Source organism: Paraburkholderia dipogonis (assembly GCF_046027395.1).
Classification (GTDB): Bacteria; Pseudomonadota; Gammaproteobacteria; order Burkholderiales; family Burkholderiaceae; genus Paraburkholderia; species Paraburkholderia dipogonis_A.
Genome location: NZ_JAQQEG010000003.1, coordinates 245883 through 263178, shown reverse-complemented (window position 1 = coordinate 263178; position 17296 = coordinate 245883). Strand labels below are relative to the sequence as shown.

Genomic DNA, 17296 nt, shown 5'->3' with positions numbered 1-17296 from the left:
CGTTTCGAGAGCCGAATAATCAAAACTGCGCGGAAAACGAGCTACTTTCGCGCCATCCCTCAATCCCCCGCCGCCTCCGGCGCATGCGACGCCAACCGCGCCTTCGCATGCCGCATCTTCTCGAGCGTCTTCGGCCCGGCTTTGAGCGCGACGCCAATCGCCAGCGCGTCCATGATGCACAGATGCACGAGCCGCGACACGCCCGGCGTATTCGGATCGATCGGGCTCGGCACGCGCAGCAGCAGCGCAATATCCACCAGCCATGCCAACCGCGAGCCGACATTGGTCAGCGCAATCGTGGTCGCGCCACGTTCCTTGGCAATCTGAATGCTTTCGTTGACTTCGACACTGCGGCCCGAATGTGAAATCGCAAAGGCGACATCGCCCGGTTCCATGAGGCCCGCGTAAAGACGCTGCAAATGTCCATCCGTAAACGCAGTGGATGCAATATCGAGCCGCAAAAACCGCAGCGCCGCATCTTGCGCGACCAACCCCGAGCCCGAACCGACGCCGAAGAAAAACACACGCCGCGCGCTCGACAACGCCGCGATCGCACTCTCCACCACCGCCGGATCCAGCGCGCCGCGCGCATGCGTGATGCCGTCGACCGCCGCCTCGCCCACCTTGTCCATGAGCGTCTGCACGTCGTCGTCGCGCGCCACCGCCGTGGATGCATACGGCAGCCCGCCCGCCACGCTCTGCGCCAATTGCATCTTGAAGTCGCGCAGACCATGCGCACCGATGGCGCGGCAAAAGCGCGTGACGGAAGGCTCGGACACGTCCGCGCGCTGCGCGAGTTCGGTGATGCTCGCACGCATCGCGAAGTCGACGTCGCTCAGCACCATGTCGGCAACTTTGCGCTCGGCGGGCCGCAAACTGGCGAGTGCGCTGCGGATGTGGGGAATCAAGTTCGGTGCGGACACCCGGTGTTCCTTAAAAGCGCCCCAGACCTGTCGCTTCGCGCGAGGCCCCCCGAGGGGGTGAGAAAACTTGGGGCGGCCCGGCGTCTTCTCACGGGTTAAATGAATCCACGTCGCGTCGCAGCTTCAGCGAGCCCGAGGCAAGCTCGTATCGACCTCAAACAGACATGCGGTTCAGACCAGCCTGCGTCCACTCTCCGTATCGAACAGATGAATATGTTCGGCCGGCAAACGCAGCGTCACGCGCTGGCCGGGCTCGATTTTCGAGCGCTGGCGAGTCGTCACGCACCACGTGCTGCCGCCTATTTTCCCGTACAAGTGAGTCTCCGCGCCAGTCGGCTCGACCACTTCGACTTCCATTGTCGCGTCGGGTGTCTGCGTCATGGTTTCGATATGCTCCGGCCGCACGCCGAGCGTGACCTTCGCGCCGACCACGGCCGAAGCGGGCGCGCCCTCCAGCACGATCTCGCCGCCGTCCGTGAGATTCAGCGCGAGTCCCTGACCTTGCGCGCGGCTCGCGATCACACCTTCGGCGAAATTCATCGACGGCGAGCCGAGGAAGCTCGCCACGAACAGATTCGCCGGATGATCGTACAGCTCCAGCGGACGGCCGATCTGCTCGATCCGCCCCGCGTTCATGACGACGATGCGGTCCGCCATCGTCATGGCTTCGATCTGATCGTGCGTGACGTAGATCACCGTATTCTTCAGCCGCTGATGCAGCGCCTTGATTTCGGTGCGCATCTGCACGCGCAGTTTGGCGTCGAGATTGGACAGCGGCTCGTCGAACAGGAACAGCGACGGCTCACGCACCACCGCGCGGCCCATCGCCACGCGTTGCCGTTGACCGCCCGACAGCGCGCGCGGCAAACGGTCCAGATAGCCGCCGAGGTTCAGCATCTTCGCGGCGGCTTCGATCCGCGGCTTGAAACTCGCCGACGACTCCTTGCGAATCCGCGGCCCGAACGCGATGTTTTCGTAGACGGATAGATGCGGATACAGCGCGTAGCTCTGGAACACCATCGAGATATTGCGCTGCTGCGGCGCGAGACTGTTCGCGCGCGTGCCGCCGATCATCAGATCGCCGCCGCTGATTTCCTCGAGCCCCGCCACCATGCGCATCAACGTGCTTTTGCCGCAGCCCGACGGCCCGACCAGCACGACGAACTCGCCGTCGTCGATGTCGAGATCGATGCCGTGCACCACTTGCGTGTCGCCATAGCGTTTGAAGATGCCGCTTAGTTGCACTGCTGCCATGCTGTCCTCATCGTCTTGCTTCGTTGACTCGATCTCGTGCTGCCTGCGGGTTGCTTCGGGCGGTTCAAAGCGATTCGAGCGTCAGTTCTTCCGCCATCAGACGGTTGCCGGCCATCAGGCCGCCGTCGACCGGCAGCGCGACGCCGGTAATCACGCGCGCCATCGGCGAGGCGAGAAACAGGACCGCGTCGGCGATGTCGTCAGGCGTCGCGAAGTCGCGCAACGGGTACCACTTTTTCAGATCCTCGAAGACCTGCGGATTCTTGTCGACGCGCGCCTGCCACGCCTGCGTTTTCACCGTGCCCGGACACACGATGTTGGCGCGAATCCCGTAGCGGCCGAGTTCGAGCGCAAGCGCCTTCGTATAACTGATGAGCCCGGCCTTCGCCGCGCTGTACGCCGGATGACCGAGCGCGGCCATGCCGTTCACCGAACCGATCAGCACCAACGCGCCCCGTTGCCGCTCGATCATCGACGCGCGTACAGCCTCGACCGTGTGATATGTGCCGTTCAGATTCAGATGAATGTCGCGCTGCCAACTCGCGACATCCGTCGTGGCGAGCGTCAGACCTTCTGCGGCGCCCGCGTTGGCCACCAGCACGTCCACCGGACCGCGCACCTTGACCGCGGCGGCCACCGCTTGCTGCACTGCGGCGGCGTCGCCCAGATCGACCGCGATCGGCGTGACGTGCGCCTCGCCGAGTTGCGCGGTCAAAGCCTTCAGCGCGGCGGCGTCGATGTCGAGTGCCAGCACCGTATCGCCCTGCTCCACGAAGCGCTTGCACAACACGCTGCCGATACCGCCGCAAGCACCCGTTACCAACACCGCACGATTCATGTCCGCCTCGCTCTTCAACCGCGCCGCCAACACCGGATTAGCATGTAAATTTCTTACAAACCCAAGGCCGGCGCAGTTGTCTAGTCATCCCGAAGATTGGGTATCCGTCACATCACGCTACGCAAAATACCCCTGCTTTACAGCATCTTATGCACAAAACCGGCTGGGAAAAAATATGGCAGACCCTACGTGACAAGCTATTTTGCGTCATGTAGGATTTTTTCAAACAATTTAACCCAAAGCGGCCGGCGACGGCGGCAAACCACCCCCCATTGCAGGATGGGACCGGAGTAAGCGCTAAAGCGCTAACTCCGTTCGACTGCTCTGCATGGGACCGGAGTAAGCGCTAAAGCGCTAACTCCGTTCGACACAGGAGAGAGAAATGTCGTTGCATGCCCGTGCTTCCCTCGCGCTAGGCAAAGTCGCCGTGGCGCTCGCGTTTGCAGGTATCGCCGTCGCGGCTCACGCCGACACGGTTCGCGTGACCGTCGCGCACTATAGCGACGCAACTGCACCGTACTTCGAAAAGATGGCCCGTAACTTCGAGAAGGCCAATCCCGGCACGACCATCAAGATCGAAGACGTGAACTGGGACACGCTGCAACAGAAACTGCAGACAGACATTTCCGGCAACGCCAACGCCGATCTCGCGATCGTCGGCACACGCTGGCTGCTCGACTTCGTGAAGGACGACGTCGCCGAGCCGCTCGACGGCTATATGGATGCGAGCTTCAAGAGCCGCTTCATCGGCCCGTTCCTCGCGCCGGGTGAAATCAACGGCAAGGTGTACGGCCTGCCGATCGCCGCTTCCGCACGCGGGCTGTACTACAACAAGGACCTGCTCGCTAAAGTCGGCTATCCCGACGGCCCGAAGACCTGGAACGACGTGATCGAAGCGTCGAAGAAACTGAAGGCGCAGGGCATTGCCGGCTTCGGTCTGCAAGGCAAGGAAATCGAAACCGACGTCTACTATTACTACGCGCTGTGGACCAATGGCGGGGACGTGGTCGGCAAGGACGGCAAGGCGGCGTTCAATTCGGCGGCGGGCATCAAGGCGGCCACGCTGTACAAGACGATGATCGACCAGGGCCTGACGCAACCGGGCGTGACCGGCTATAGCCGTGAAGACGTGCAGAATCTGTTCAAGCAGGGCCGCGTCGCGATGATGATCTCCGCACCTTTCCTCGCCAAGCAGATCAAGAAGGAAGCACCGAACCTGAAGTACGGCATCGATCCGATTCCGATGGGCACGGCGCACGCCACCTACGCCGTCACGGACTCGATCGTGATGTTCAAGAACTCGAAGGTGAAGAAGTCGGCGTGGAAGTTCCTCGACTATCTGTTCACGAAGGAACCGCGCGTGGAGTTCACCACGACCGAAGGCTTCCTGCCGACCACCAAGGCTGAGGCGACCGATCCGGCATTCAACGATCCGGACACGAAGGCCTTCGTCGCGCTGCTGCCGACCGCCCACTTCGCGCCGACCGTGACCGGCTGGGAAGACACCGCGAAGGCCGTGACCGATTCAATGCAGTCGATCTATCTCGGCAAGGCAAAACCGGCTGACGCATTGAACGCGGCGGCCACGCAAGCGAACAAGTCGCTTGGTAAGTGATCGCGTAGTCCCGTAGCGATCTGCTGAACACGGAACGCGCGCCGCCACTATGAAGGCGGTGCGCGTTTCGGTCGTACTGCACTATCCGGCCCATCCCGTCGCGCCCGCTCATCAATGCGGACGCGTCTTACGATCGAGCACGCATGAGCCGTTCCGCTTCTTCGCGCCTGCAAGCGCCCTGGTTGCTGATTGCGCCGAGTCTGGTACTGGCGCTTTTCATCATCAGCTACCCGATATTCAACATCGTGTGGCAATCGCTGCACGAGGTCTCGCGCTTCGGCGCAATTCGCGATTTCACCGGTCTGCAGAATTTCTACACGATCTTCAGCGATCCCGCGTTTCTTGCCGCCGCTAAGCGCACCATTGTCTGGACCGTGTGCGTGGTGGGCGGCACGGTGCTGATCTCGGTGCCCGTCGCGCTGGTGCTGAATCAGGATTTCTATGGGCGCGGCGTGGCACGCACGATCGTGATGCTGCCGTGGTCCGTCTCGCTGACCATGACCGCCGTGGTCTGGCGCTGGGCCTTCAACGACGACTACGGCATGGTCAACGTCACGTTGCAGCGGCTCGGCTTGATCAGCGGTCCGATTCATTGGCTGGCAACGCCGGAGCTCGCGTTCCCGGTCGAAATCGCAGTCGGCATTCTGGTGTCGGTTCCGTTTACGGTGACGATTCTGCTAGGTGGTTTGTCCTCGGTGCCCGGCGATATTTACGAAGCCGCGCGCATGGACGGCGCGAGCGCCTGGCAGCAGTTTCGCAAACTCACCATGCCGCTGTTGCGGCCGTTCATCAACATGACGATTCTGTTGAACGTGATCTACGTGTTCAACTCGTTTCCGATCATCTGGGTGATGACGCAGGGCGGCCCCGACAACAGCACGCACATTCTCGTCACGTATCTCTATGAGCTCGGCTTCCGGCTCGGGCGTCCCGGCGAAGCCGCGGCGGTGTCGTTGATCATGCTCGTCATGCTGTTCGTTTTCTCGATCGCCTATCTGCGCCTGCAGCCCGCGAAAGAAGGAGATCCGTCATGAGTCTCAGCGTCAAGATGAAGCGCTCGCTGTGGTGCTGGCTCGCGCTGTCGCCGCTCATCGTGGTGGTGCTGTTTCCGTTTGCCGTCATGCTGTTCACCGCGCTGAAACCGGCTTCCGAGATTTTTGTCTATCCGGCGCGCTGGCTGCCGGTGCATTGGCAGTGGAGCAATTTCTCCGATATGTGGGTGGCAGCCAATTTCGGCGTGGCGCTGCGCAATAGTACGGTGATCAGTTTGCTGTCGACCGCGCTTGCGCTGGCTGTCAGCTTGCCGGCGGCGTATGCGTTGGCCCGATTTCCGTTTCGAGGACGCGGGCTCTACCGTCAGTTTCTGCTCGTCACGCAGATGTTGTCGCCTATTCTGCTCGTGGTCGGCCTGTTCCGGTTGGCAGCGATGATTCCCTACGGCGATGGGAACCTGGTCGATTCCAAGATCGGCGTGATCGTCTCTTACGCGGCCTTCAACATCGCGTTTGCCGTGTGGATGCTGTCTTCGTACTTTCAGACGGTGCCGCGAGATCTGGAAGAGTCGGCATGGCTCGAAGGATGCGGACGGACCAAGGCGGTCTTCAAGGTGTTCCTGCCGCTCGCGGTGCCTGCGATCGTCGTCACCGCGATCTTCACGTTCATCAACGCGTGGAACGAGTTTGCTGTCGTGTATACGTTGATCCGCTCACCGGAGAATAAGACGCTGACCGTGCAGGTGACCGACATGGTCGCGGGGAAATACGTGGTCGAGTGGCATCTGGTGATGGCCGCTACGCTTTGCGCGACATTGCCCGTTTCGGTCGTGTTCGCGTGGTTGCAGAGGTATCTGGTGAAGGGGCTCGCGCTGGGCGCGGTGAAGTAGATTTTGGGGAAGCGCGGCAGGGGTGGCCTGCCGTTGCATTGCATCACGCTGGATTGCCACCTTGGGGCGCGAACCTGCATAAGCAGGTCGCGCTCGCTGCATCTTTTGCGTTACTCCGTGCCGCGCACAATCCGCAGATCGCGCTCGACGCCATCGCCCAATGCCGCCAGCGCTTTCTTGTAGAGTTCGCTTTCGTAGGCCGCGACGGCCGCTTCGTAGGTCGGAAACTCGATCACGACCGTCCGCTCCTTCAAGCCTTGTTCATGAGCCTCCTCCGCCACGCCACGCACGATGAATTTGCCGCCGGCAGCCGCCACGGCGGGCGCGGCAAGCTGCGCATATGCGCCAAGCTTGGCCGCGTCTTTCGTCGCGCGATATGACGTCACCCAATATCCCTTGCTCATTTGAAGCTCCTTTCAACGTTGGAAAAACAGTCGTTGCCGTGCATGACGGCGAAGAGGGATTATGACGCCTGCCGGCATCCCTGTTGCTCGCGTGGTCAATGGCTCCCACTGCGGTTGGTGAATTGTAAGACGCAGGGTCGCGTTCCGTCACGAGCGCGGTCCTGCAAATACTGGCAATTCAGGTTACGCTGTTTGCGGCCGTCGCTCTGGCACCAAGCGGGCCACGCAAAAGATTATCTCCACCAAGACCACCGAAATGACACAAGCGCTCACAATCGATTTTGTCTCCGATATCGCCTGCCCATGGTGCGCGATCGGCCTCTCCTCACTCCAACGCGCGCTCTCGCGCGTCGGCGACGCGGTCGACGCGCAAATCGTCGTGCATCCGTTCGAGTTGAATCCGGACATGGGACCGGACGGCGAGACCATTGTCGACTATCTCGGCAAAAAATATGGGCGCACGCCGGAGCAAATCGCGGAAACGCAAGCGACGATCCGCGAGCGCGGTGCGAGCGTTGGTTTTGCTTTCGGCCCGCGCACGCACGTCTACAACACCTTCGACGCGCATCGCCTGTTGCATTGGGCCGGCATCAAGGGTGCGCAGTTGCCGCTCAACCTGGCGCTGTTGCGGGCCTATCACGCCGAGGGCAAGGACACCAGCGACCACGAAGTGCTGATCGAAGCGGCGCAATCCGTTGGGCTCGACGCCGCCGAGGCACGTGACGTACTGCAAAACGGAACCTATGCCGCCGAGGTTCGTGCGGAAGAACGGAATAACGAGGCAATGGGTATTCAGTCGGTGCCGGCCATTATCTTCAACCGTCGCTATCTGGTGAGCGGCGGACAACCTGTCGAAACTTTCGAGCAAGTCATTCAGCAGATTCTCGCTGAAGCGAAGAACGAAGGTTCGCAGGACACGTCACGCTGAACGTTCCTCATGCACCGGCAACATCATGCGGCCGGAAATCGGCGGCATGCGGCGAAGGCGCCACTTCGCCGTGGAGCCCATGACGTGCGTAGACGCTTGAGCCTCGCGTACTGCCGTGAGCATCGCGTGTTATTGACCTGAGTCCCGCTTACGGCGACACCATCCTGTTGCGTCGCTGCTAATCCTGCTCGTTCAACTGGATACACGCGACAAGCGCCACGATCACAGATAGCGAACGACGCGCAGTCGCTTTCGGTAAGTTCATCGATCCTCCTGGTCAGCCGCGCCGAAGATGGGACGATCGCGCTTCTGAGCCAGATCGTTCCAATCGACTGAAGACCTCGAGCATCACGCTCGCACGATGACGCATGCCCGGCAGAAGCCAGGCATACGTCTTCACACATTACTCATGCGAGCCTGCTTAGAACGCGTGACGCATCCCCACGGTGACCGCCACTTGCGTGTTGGTCGCCGACGGCGACAACGTGTTGATCATGGCATGCGAGAGTACGGAGTCCGCAGGCGCGCCGTGCACGTTCTGATAGACGCCTTCGAGATAGAAGTCCGTACGCTTGCTGATCGAGTAATCGGTCTGCAGCATGGCCGTGTTCCATCCCGGCGACGAACCGTTATAGGCGCCATGCGTGTACGTGTACTCGCCGGATACGCTCAATGCCGACGTAAGCGCATACTTTGCGTTCACCTCGTAGTTGTCGAGACGCAGTGAACCAGCCAGCGATCCGGCAGACGTGTCGCCCGAACCGAGGTAGCTGCCCGTGCCGAACGAGAACACGCCCGACGCGTTGTCGATCTGCGTATGGCTCCAGACCAATCCGACAGTGGCCGGCCCAAACGTGTAGTTGCCACCCAGCGACCAGATACGTTGGCGTTGTGCGAGGAAGTTCGCGCTTGCATCGCCCGAAGTCACTGCGCCGCTGCCGTTGCCCGCGTTGTTCAGTTGCAAGTAGCCGGCAGCCAGATTCACCGGACCTTGTGCATAGGAAACGCCGAATCCGTATGACCGGTTGTTCCCGAAATCGCCGGCCTTGTTGCTGAACGAATACATCGTTTCGAACGTCACGCCGCGGTAAGTCGGGCTCGCGTACTTGACCGAGTTATTGATCACGACGGAATTCGCAGCCAGGTTGTCGTTTTCGAACGGATGCGCGGCCATGCTGCCGCCCCACGTGTTGAACTCCGCCGTGAGCGGTCCGACGAGGTCGTTCATCACGTCGAACTGGCGGCCGAACGTCAAGGTGCCGTAAGGATCGCTTTGCAGGCCGACCCAGGCCTGAGAGCCGAAACCATCACCGGAGAATGCCTGGGCGCCGTTGTTCAGCAGGAAACCTTGCTCGAGTTTGAAGACCGCGTGCAAGCCGCCACCCAAATCCTCCGAGCCCTTGAGACCGAACACCGTGTTCTGGGTCGAACTGCTCACTTCCTGCCAATTGCTGTGCCCAAACTGATTGTTCGTGTAAACCAATCCGGTATCGATGAGGCCATAGAGCGTCACGCTACTTTGCGCATGCGCCGACATCGTAAATGCGCCGAAAAGCGCGGCCGCGAGTAAAGACTTTTTCATACTTTGTTGGCTCCGAGATCAAGCGGTAATTGAGGGTATCAATTGCTCTTTCCACCAGCGCCATGAACGCGCATGCAATACATTTGCAACCGTTGTTGCGCAAACTGCGAGAAGCATAAGTAGTTATTGGATGTTTATTGCGCGACACATCATTTCAATGGCGTTGCCATGGTGCGCGCTTATCTATTGCATGGTTTTCGAATCGGCTCAGTGGACGCGTACTAGCCAGCGCGGCGGAAAAACGAGCCCCCCAATCATAGGGCGATGAAAATAAATGAGGTGTCAAAAAAATAAGCCGCGTGGCGTCAAAGGAACAATGAGGGGGCGAAGCTTAACGCGTTGCGGCAAGCGACGGGAGTCTGTGTAGCGCGATTTTGATGGCAAAGCCCGAGCGAAAGGAATACGTAATTTAGCTAAAACGACCCGTTTGAGTTCATCGGTTCGCCACCCTCCAATGTTTCCTGAAACTGGCGCTTAAGGTTCTCTTAAGGAACCGGCTTACATAGTTCGGCCACTCGCGGTTCGTCTTGCTGAAATAGCGCGACGTCATTCCCGAGGGCGTTTCATGGTGGCGACTTGAATCCAACAGGTCGGCCGCCGCTTCTCCATTGCCACGACGTCCATGAACACTCATAGAATTCTGGAGCGAGCCCGCTTGCGACCCACGTTCCCACGAGTCCTGGTGCTGGAGTTTTTTCATGAGCACTCTCGTGACCACTTGACCGCTGAACAGGTCTATAAGCTTCTCAATGAAGATATGCGCAACATGAGTCTTGCCACGGTCTATCGCGTGCTCGGTCAACTCGTGGATGCGGATTTATTGTCCGGCGTGGCCTTTGGCGACGGCCGCATGGTCTACGAACTGAATGACGGAACCCGGCACGATCACCTCGTCTGCACGGTCTGCGGTCGAATCTATGAGTTCTTCGATGCGGAAATCGAGGCGCGACAGCAGTCTGTGGCGAACAGCCTCGATTTCGCGGTGACGGGACGTCAGTTGGTTCTGTTCGGCATTTGCGCCGAGTGTAGAAAGAGCGGCGCGCAGGCAAGAGCGGTGATCAGGAGATAGACTCTCGCGACGCCGCTCATCGATTCAAACTTGCGCCGCTGCAGCCGCTGCAACCGCAAGAGCGCGTAAGTTCGCGGGCGTGGCAAAGGCGAGATACTGTTTCTGCATCTCTTCCGTCAGCACTTCGATCAGCAGAACGTTTTCGATCCACAACTCGATCACATCGAAAAAGTTGCGGCCGCGCGTGCAGCGCACCGCGCGCCAGCCTTCTCGCTCGCCGATCGCGAATACTTCCTCGGGGGACAGTTTGCTCGCGATGGCAAGGTGAAATGCGCTGTATCGCGGGGCAGTGCTCGACCCTGGCACAAACGAAACTTGTTCGCCGTCGGGACTAAGCACGCGATCGTTGGGATAGATCTCGATGATCGAGCCACGATCGTCGCCGGCAATCGCCATCCACGAATCGGGAAAGGAAGGGAACGGGGCGTGAAATCCGCCCCACAGTTCGGCAATGACACGTGCGACGTTTTCCGGATTGCGAGCCGGGATCGAAGCATGAAACAGCATGAGTGACCTCCGTCGAAAATCTACATTGAAGGTTCGGCCCTTGTATTGCGTTCTAAAGGCGGCCTGAAAGCGGCACGCGCATTCGTCGAGTTCAGCAGTCGCGTTGCCGCGCACGGCGCATTCCGCGAATCAGCAATTCATGCGCATCGGGCGGCGATACTGTCACTTGGCGGATGCACCGTCAAGTGGAGCTATTACCTCCACTTTCGTGTGATGAATTGCACTGCGATTCGCGACCTTTTTTCTTTCTGGCGGGTACGGATCGTCTTACCTAAAACGGAGAAATCGGCATCGACGCAAGGAGGCTGCCATGGGCGTGCGCGTTCGGCCAAAAGCGCGGGAAAGTGCGGCGGACAAGGCGCCGGAGCCGCAAGGCGTGTGGGGCTGGCTCAAGCGAAAGGACAACCGCACGGTGCTGCAATTCGTCGGAGCGGGCATTGTCGCGCTGATCGGCGTGCTCACGACGATGGGCATCCTCCATCAACCGGCCCCGCCCGAAACTCACCCCGTTCCGTCCGCCACTGCGGCGGCGCCCGCGCCACCCCCGCCGCAACCGGTTAGCCAGAACGCGACCGCGAATGGTGGCGCCGCTACCAACGTGGCGGGCTCGAGCAACGTAGTGGTGATCAGAAAATGAACCCGTCGAGCCACCTGTCTGTGCTGATCGGCACGATCGTGCTCGCCGTCGCTGCTGTCGCGGCGGGATCAGTATCGGCACAAACGGCAACGCGCACGTCGAATGAGCGCCAGTCGGCTTCAGCCTCGGGCGGCGGCATCGCGACCAATGTCATCGGCAACGGCAACACGATCAACGTCAGTTCGGCCGACGCCGCGGTGCTGTCGGAGTTGAAGTCGCGAATGCGCGAAGAAGCGCGACTGCTCAACGAATTGAAAAAAGCCGTGGCGTCCATCCAGGCGATGACGCAAGCATCGACCACCGCGCCGGCGGCCAACCAGGCACTGGCAGCCCTGCGAGCAGGCGATTCGGCTCCGTCAGTCGCGCTATTGCATGATCAGGAAGCCAACGTCGCCAGACAGGCAGAGCAGAACGCGAGTTCGGCCGCGGCCGACAAGCATAAGGCGGCGGAACTGGCCCGCCAGCAAGGCGCATTGGCGTTCTTTACCGACACCGAAGGCGCGCTCAAGGCTTACCAGCGCGCGGCCGCATACGAACCGGACGATCCGGACACGCTGATTTTCATCGGCGACCTGCAGGACCGGCTCGGCCAGACGCAACAGGCACTGACAACGTTCGATCAGGCGCGCGCGCTGCTCGAACGAAAGCGGGCGGCGTCGCCCGACAATGCTGCTTTGCTCAGCGACCTTGCGGTAGCGCATGACCGAATGGGTGTCGAAATCCAGAAGCAAGGCAACCTCGATAGCGCGCTTGCGCACTTCAGACAGGCGCTTGCCATATTGCAGAAGCTGGTTCAGCAGGATCCGGGCAAACAGGAGTGGCAACGCGATCTTGCCGTCACGCACGACTCGATCGGCGCCGTCCTTCAATCGGGTGGAAAGATCGCGGACTCCCTGGCGGAGTTTCGGCAAAGCATGGCGATCATCGAATCCCTTGCACGTGACAAGCCCGACGATGTCGATCTGCAGCTCGATCTCGCACTGGCCCGTTCGCGCATCGGCGACAGCCTTCTCGAACAAGGTGACCTGACCGGTGCATTGGCGTCGTATCGCCAGGCGGTGACGGTGGCCGACGCGCTCGATCGACGTGGTCAGGCTGATCCGGCTAAACCGCACAACTCTTCGCCCAGAATCATGACGGTAGCCGAGGCGCGATTTTCCGCTCATCAAAGGCTGGGCATCGCGTTGGAATCGAAGGGAGACTATGAGGGCGCGCTGGCGGAGTATCAGACCGCGCTGAACATCGCCCAAGCGCAGTCGCAGAAAGACCCGAACAATGTCGATGGGCAGAAAGAAATTCTGTCCGCGCATTTGCGTCATGCGGATGCACTCATTGCGCACGGTGACAACGACGCGGCGTTAGCTGAGCTGCGCGAGGCGCTAACGCTCGGCGAGTCGCTCTCCAGCCGTGAACCTGACCACCGCTATTTGCAGGAGAGCGTGGGCGTCGCACACGTGAGCATCGCCATGCTATTACTCGTGCACAAAGACGCAGCACAGGCGGCAAACGAGGCGCGGCGCGGTATTGAAATGCTCAGCGCGCTCGCGCAAAGCGCGCCTGGCAACAAGTCATGGCAGTCCGATCTCGCCACGGGTCACTCGTTTTTGAGCGCGGCGCTCTTAGGCCAGAATGATTTGCCTGGCGCTTTGGCCGAATCGCAGAAGAGCATCGACATTGTCGACGTGCTCGCTCGCGACGATCCGTCGAATGCGAGTTTACGGCAGACTCTCGCGGAGTTTCACATCATCCGTGCAAGCACGCTCATGGCGCAGAACAACGCCGCCGGCGGCGCATCTGAAGCGCGCAAGGCCACGGACGCCATCGAGCCCGTCGCCCAGCGTGATCCAGACAATGCAATGACTCAGTCGACGTTGGCGGAGGCGTATTTTCTGCTGGGTAAATTGAGCGCCACACCGGATGAGCAGCGCAAATTCCGCAACCGGACGATCGAGATTCTCACGAAGCTGAAAGACCAGGGGAAGCTCATGGGCGCTTTTGCCCCCATGCTGCAAACGGTACAAGCCGATGCAAGCGCGGACTCTGCCGCACTTTCGCAATCTTCCAAGTAGAGTGCCTGCCTCGCGGGCATCATGGCTTATGGCTTCTTGAAAGCGCTGCACAGCGTCTTCGCAAGCGAAGTCAACTCACCACCACCCTCGCGAAGCGACGCGATCTCCGCGCCGTTCTCCAACGTCTGCTCCACGCGGCGACTCCGATCTCGCCCGACCGCTTCCAGAATGGCCTGCGGCAATGCCGACAGTTGATCGACCACGTCGAAATCACCCAAGCCCGTGAGCATCGGATTGTCGGAGCCGCTGAGCATGGAGCGTGCGTCAGCCTTGAAGAGAACAAGCGGTTTGCCCGCGTGCCACGCAAGCGACGCCTCGACAACCGTGCCTTCATCGGCAACACGGCCATTGAGATTGGCGACGACTGCATCGCAACGCCTGAGCAACTGAAAGGTATCCAGGCTGAAGATTGCGCGGTCGAGCATATGCGCGGCTTCTTCAACCGACGCGCCGAGCTTTTCGAGCTCCGGCTTGAGCCTCGCGAACTCGAGACCGTCGCGATGCGGAAGAAATGTCGTCAACCCCGCAGCCTCCAGCGTGGCTGCAATTGACTCCATTTCGGTTCGTTCGGCTGCGTTGAAGAGCGGCCCTGCGCAATACACTCTCGGCATCTTTTTTCGTCTCCTGAGGATGGAGGGAATCGTGAAGTACCCTCGCAGCATGTGTCGGCATGCGACTGCGAGGAACGTTTACGATAACCATCGACGAAACAAAGTCAATGCAGAGCGTCGGTCACGTATTGCCCGGCGCAATTAGCGCGCGGGCAAGTACCTGTGCTACGAACTACGTCGCCGTCTCGCTCTCCGCTCAGTCGTAATGCCGATGCTTGTGATGACGCTTGCCCGATCGGTTGCCGCGGGAATAGTCGTCGGCGTAGGAGTTGGAGCGCGAGATATTGCCGCCGAGCGCCGAACCCGCGCCGCCGCCCAACGCCGCGCCGACGAGACCGCCGCCGCGACCGCCCATCGCATTGCCAGCCGCAGTGCCGGCACCGCCGCCAAGCGCGCCGCCGATAATGGCGCCCGTGCGTTCCCTGCGGTTCGACGTGACCGCGCCGCCAGCGCCGCCGCCCACTGCCCCGCCGAGCACGGCGCCCGTGCTGCCGCCGACCGCGCCACCCAGCGCAGCGCCGGCGACACCGCCGAGCGCGCCGCCAAGCGCGTTGTTCATATCGCCGGCCATTGCCGACAACGACGCCGAAGCCGTGAGCGCTGCAACGGCAACAATCTTGAGGATTCTCTTCGACATAACAAGCTCTTTCATTGTTGTTGACGGCGCCGAGTATAACCGCGCTTTTGAAAGGCTTTTGTAACCACGCCGCTTTGCATCGGTAAGACGTGTAACAAAATGATCGAAGGGTCGAGAGCAGAGGCTTTTATAGCCTCATCAAATAGGAAGAGAAGATGGCCGGTTGTTTTTGAATATCCTACGGATAGCTAATCATATTGATGATCGTGCCAACGATACTGGCGGGCCGCCGTAGACCAACAGCCCGCCAACCACTCACATTCGAACCTTATCCGCGACGTTTCTTTTTCAACTCGATGGTCTCGAACAATTCGTAGTTCTGCGTCGGCGTTTGATCCGCGCCGGGCGCGTGATAGTAGTTCATCGTAACAGTGGTCTCGCCGCCCGGATGCCCCGGATCATGATCGAACACCGCAATGCCCTAGCCAGTGCCGGTATCGCGTTGCGCAGACCAGATCGCATCTTCCACAGCGTCCGCGTTCGCGCGCACGAAAGTGCCGGCGGTCGTGCCGGCAACCGGGCGATTGGGGCGCGTAAAAATACGCGCCTGCGGCAGTCCCGTGCCGGCATCCACGCCATAGACATCCAGTGGCGCGCTCGTGCCGCCACCGCCTAGAATCAGGTGAATCGTGCCGTGGCTCGTATCGAATGTGGATGCGCCCGACGACACCGCCGACATCACCGGTTTCGGCTGCAACGTATCCACCGGCCGGCCCGTCGCGATGTCGGTGCCCTTGTTGTGGTTGCAGCCGCGAACGGGATAACTGCGCTCGTAGTCGTGATCGTGGCCGCACAACACCAGGTCCACGCCGTAGCGGTCGAACAGCGGCAACCAGGCTTCGCGGATGCCTTTATCGGAACCGTTGCCGGTCTTGGATGAACTCAGCGCGTCCTGATGCATCTGGACGATGATCCAGTCGACCTCGTCGTCTTCGGAGGCACGGTGCAACGTCCTCTCGAGCCAACGCGTCTGCTCGCCGGCGCTATAGCCGCGCACATAGAGCGACGTGCCGGGCTGAATGGCCGGATTGCCGGTGCTGGCCACCGGCACCACCGGATCCGGGCCGGCAACGAACGCGGCCGCGTCCTGATAGACGACGTCGTCCGCATCGAGCGAAATGAACAGCACGGAGCTCACGCGAAAGCTGTACCAGCGGCCCTGAAAGCGCGTGTGATTGTCCGGCAGCGTATAGCGCGCTAGATACGAGGCGAGGCCTTGTTCGCCGTTATGGAACTCGAGTTCGTGGTTGCCCGGACACGGCATCCACGGCCGGTTCGACGCGGACGTCTGGCAATTGTTGCCAAAGTCGCGCCACACATCAGGCTGGTGCGTCGGATTCAGATTGGCGTAACACAGGTCGCCATTGAGCAGGTGGAACAGCGGCTGAAAGCGTTCGACCGCCTGCACGGCGAAGCGGCTTTGCGGCGACGACAGAACCCAGGCGGTATTCGGCGTCGCGAGATCGCCATAACTCGTCCAGCGAAACGGCGCACGACCGCGCGGCGCAGTACGGAAGCTCGCCGTGAAGGGCTGAGCCGCGTTGCTGTCGTTCTCGGCGGTCACCTCGTATTCGTAGCTCGTATCGGGCTTCAGATCTCGCAGACGCGCGTGATACGTGAACACGACCTCGCCGTTGAGGCCGTCCGTATACGTGCTCTGGACGCCATGCACCGTATGTTTCCCCTCGCGCGCGCCGCTGACGCGCACCTGCGGATTCACTGCCGGCGCGAGCGACGCCCACGACACCGTGACCTCGTGGGTCGGATCGTTGCCCCAAGTCAGGTGGACCTGCTCCGGTGTACCGTCGGGTGCGCTGTTCGCCGCGCGCGCCGCCGATGAAAGCGAACCCGCCGCCGTAGCGAGACTGGACGCGCCGGCAAACTTCAGGAACCCACGACGCGAAACGATGGAAGCGCCTTGATCGGTCGGCGAAGCCTTAGCGATTTTTCTGTTCGACATGTCTGGTGTTGTTGTACGGGGGTGAAAGGACGCCGACGCATAGGACGGGCACACCGCGTTCTTGCGTGAACGGCGAGTGCGCTGAAGACCGGCGCAATGGAGACGACCAGACATGGTAGTCGCCAGGCTATGACACTCGGATGAAACCGCCCGGGGCGGACCGTCTCATGCTCCCACATCCGCACTGCAAATCAGACGATTGACAGCTTGGTAGACCGATATATGTCATTTGAAAAAAGCCAAAATTCACCTCATAAAATCATTCATTGAAAAGTCATTTTTTAGTGGGCATTTCGATATGCGGCGCAGCTAGAAATAATCGCCGAACGGCGTGTACGGCGAGCTACGCGCACGTTCAAATAATTGATTTTGCAGACACG

Annotated in this window: 15 protein-coding genes and 1 pseudogene; 7 read left to right on the top strand and 9 right to left on the bottom strand. The window is 60.6% G+C overall.

The annotated features are described in order from the left end of the window. Positions 1–59 precede the first annotated feature (59 nt). The 3 genes from PQR32_RS05195 to PQR32_RS05185 form a co-directional block, all read right to left on the bottom strand. Positions 60–923, bottom strand: coding sequence for a MurR/RpiR family transcriptional regulator (locus PQR32_RS05195; protein WP_408222911.1), 864 nt, complete (start codon positions 921–923; stop codon positions 60–62). 171 nt (positions 924–1094) lie between these two features. Continuing rightward, positions 1095–2177 (bottom strand): ABC transporter ATP-binding protein, encoded by a 1083-nt coding sequence (locus PQR32_RS05190; protein ID WP_408204356.1) that lies wholly within the window; start codon positions 2175–2177, stop codon positions 1095–1097. A 64-nt stretch (positions 2178–2241) separates the two neighbouring features. Then, positions 2242–3015, bottom strand: a complete 774-nt coding sequence (locus PQR32_RS05185) for an SDR family oxidoreductase (protein ID WP_408222909.1) — start codon at positions 3013–3015, stop codon at positions 2242–2244. Positions 3016–3397: 382 nt separating this feature from the next. On the opposite strand from PQR32_RS05185, the gene PQR32_RS05180 reads away from it, so the two are divergent. The 3 genes from PQR32_RS05180 (at position 3398) to PQR32_RS05170 (ending at position 6512) form a co-directional block, all read left to right on the top strand. Continuing rightward, positions 3398–4630 carry an ABC transporter substrate-binding protein gene (locus PQR32_RS05180; RefSeq protein ID WP_408222907.1) on the top strand — a complete coding sequence of 411 codons (1233 nt, stop codon included), beginning with the start codon at positions 3398–3400 and terminating at the stop codon, positions 4628–4630. Positions 4631–4773: 143 nt separating this feature from the next. Next, the gene (locus tag PQR32_RS05175; protein WP_408222905.1) at positions 4774–5664 is read left to right on the top strand and encodes a carbohydrate ABC transporter permease; all 891 of its coding nucleotides are present in this window, start codon (positions 4774–4776) and stop codon (positions 5662–5664) included. Then, positions 5661–6512 carry a carbohydrate ABC transporter permease gene (locus PQR32_RS05170; RefSeq protein WP_132378946.1) on the top strand — a complete coding sequence of 284 codons (852 nt, stop codon included), beginning with the start codon at positions 5661–5663 and terminating at the stop codon, positions 6510–6512. The genes PQR32_RS05175 and PQR32_RS05170 overlap by 4 nt, the downstream gene beginning before the upstream one ends. A gap of 110 nt (positions 6513–6622) precedes the next feature. On the opposite strand, the gene PQR32_RS05165 is transcribed toward PQR32_RS05170, so the two are convergent. Further along, positions 6623–6916 (bottom strand): DUF1330 domain-containing protein, encoded by a 294-nt coding sequence (locus tag PQR32_RS05165; protein ID WP_408222903.1) that lies wholly within the window; start codon positions 6914–6916, stop codon positions 6623–6625. A 256-nt stretch (positions 6917–7172) separates the two neighbouring features. Between PQR32_RS05165 and PQR32_RS05160 the strand changes: the two genes are divergently transcribed. After that, a complete protein-coding gene (locus PQR32_RS05160) occupies positions 7173–7844 on the top strand; it encodes a DsbA family oxidoreductase (protein WP_408222901.1) in 672 nt (223 codons plus the stop codon). Between the two features lie 421 nt (positions 7845–8265). Here the strand turns inward: PQR32_RS05160 and PQR32_RS05155 are convergent, their stop codons facing one another. Further along, positions 8266–9426, bottom strand: coding sequence for a porin (locus tag PQR32_RS05155; protein WP_408222899.1), 1161 nt, complete (start codon positions 9424–9426; stop codon positions 8266–8268). A gap of 622 nt (positions 9427–10048) precedes the next feature. Here PQR32_RS05155 and PQR32_RS05150 point away from each other — a divergent pair. Further along, complete coding sequence (locus PQR32_RS05150; RefSeq protein ID WP_408222897.1) at positions 10049–10495, top strand: Fur family transcriptional regulator; 447 nt, start codon at positions 10049–10051, stop codon at positions 10493–10495. Positions 10496–10519: 24 nt separating this feature from the next. On the opposite strand, the gene PQR32_RS05145 is transcribed toward PQR32_RS05150, so the two are convergent. After that, positions 10520–11002, bottom strand: a complete 483-nt coding sequence (locus tag PQR32_RS05145; RefSeq protein ID WP_408222895.1) for a hypothetical protein — start codon at positions 11000–11002, stop codon at positions 10520–10522. A gap of 310 nt (positions 11003–11312) precedes the next feature. On the opposite strand from PQR32_RS05145, the gene PQR32_RS05140 reads away from it, so the two are divergent. Together PQR32_RS05140 and PQR32_RS05135 are read left to right on the top strand one after the other, a co-directional pair. Beyond that, entirely contained in the window at positions 11313–11639 is a 327-nt protein-coding gene (locus PQR32_RS05140; RefSeq protein ID WP_408222893.1) for a hypothetical protein, read from the top strand. Continuing rightward, complete coding sequence (locus PQR32_RS05135) at positions 11636–13708, top strand: tetratricopeptide repeat protein (protein WP_408222891.1); 2073 nt, start codon at positions 11636–11638, stop codon at positions 13706–13708. The genes PQR32_RS05140 and PQR32_RS05135 overlap by 4 nt, the downstream gene beginning before the upstream one ends. A gap of 26 nt (positions 13709–13734) precedes the next feature. On the opposite strand, the gene PQR32_RS05130 is transcribed toward PQR32_RS05135, so the two are convergent. The 3 genes and pseudogenes from PQR32_RS05130 to PQR32_RS05120 all read right to left on the bottom strand — a co-directional run bounded on the left by PQR32_RS05130 (position 13735) and on the right by PQR32_RS05120 (position 16916). After that, positions 13735–14319, bottom strand: coding sequence for a nucleoside 2-deoxyribosyltransferase (locus PQR32_RS05130; protein ID WP_408222889.1), 585 nt, complete (start codon positions 14317–14319; stop codon positions 13735–13737). Positions 14320–14515: 196 nt separating this feature from the next. Continuing rightward, positions 14516–14956, bottom strand: a complete 441-nt coding sequence (locus PQR32_RS05125) for a hypothetical protein (RefSeq protein ID WP_408177320.1) — start codon at positions 14954–14956, stop codon at positions 14516–14518. Positions 14957–15224: 268 nt separating this feature from the next. Beyond that, positions 15225–16916: pseudogene (locus tag PQR32_RS05120) on the bottom strand (purple acid phosphatase family protein). Between the last annotated feature and the right edge of the window lie 380 nt (positions 16917–17296).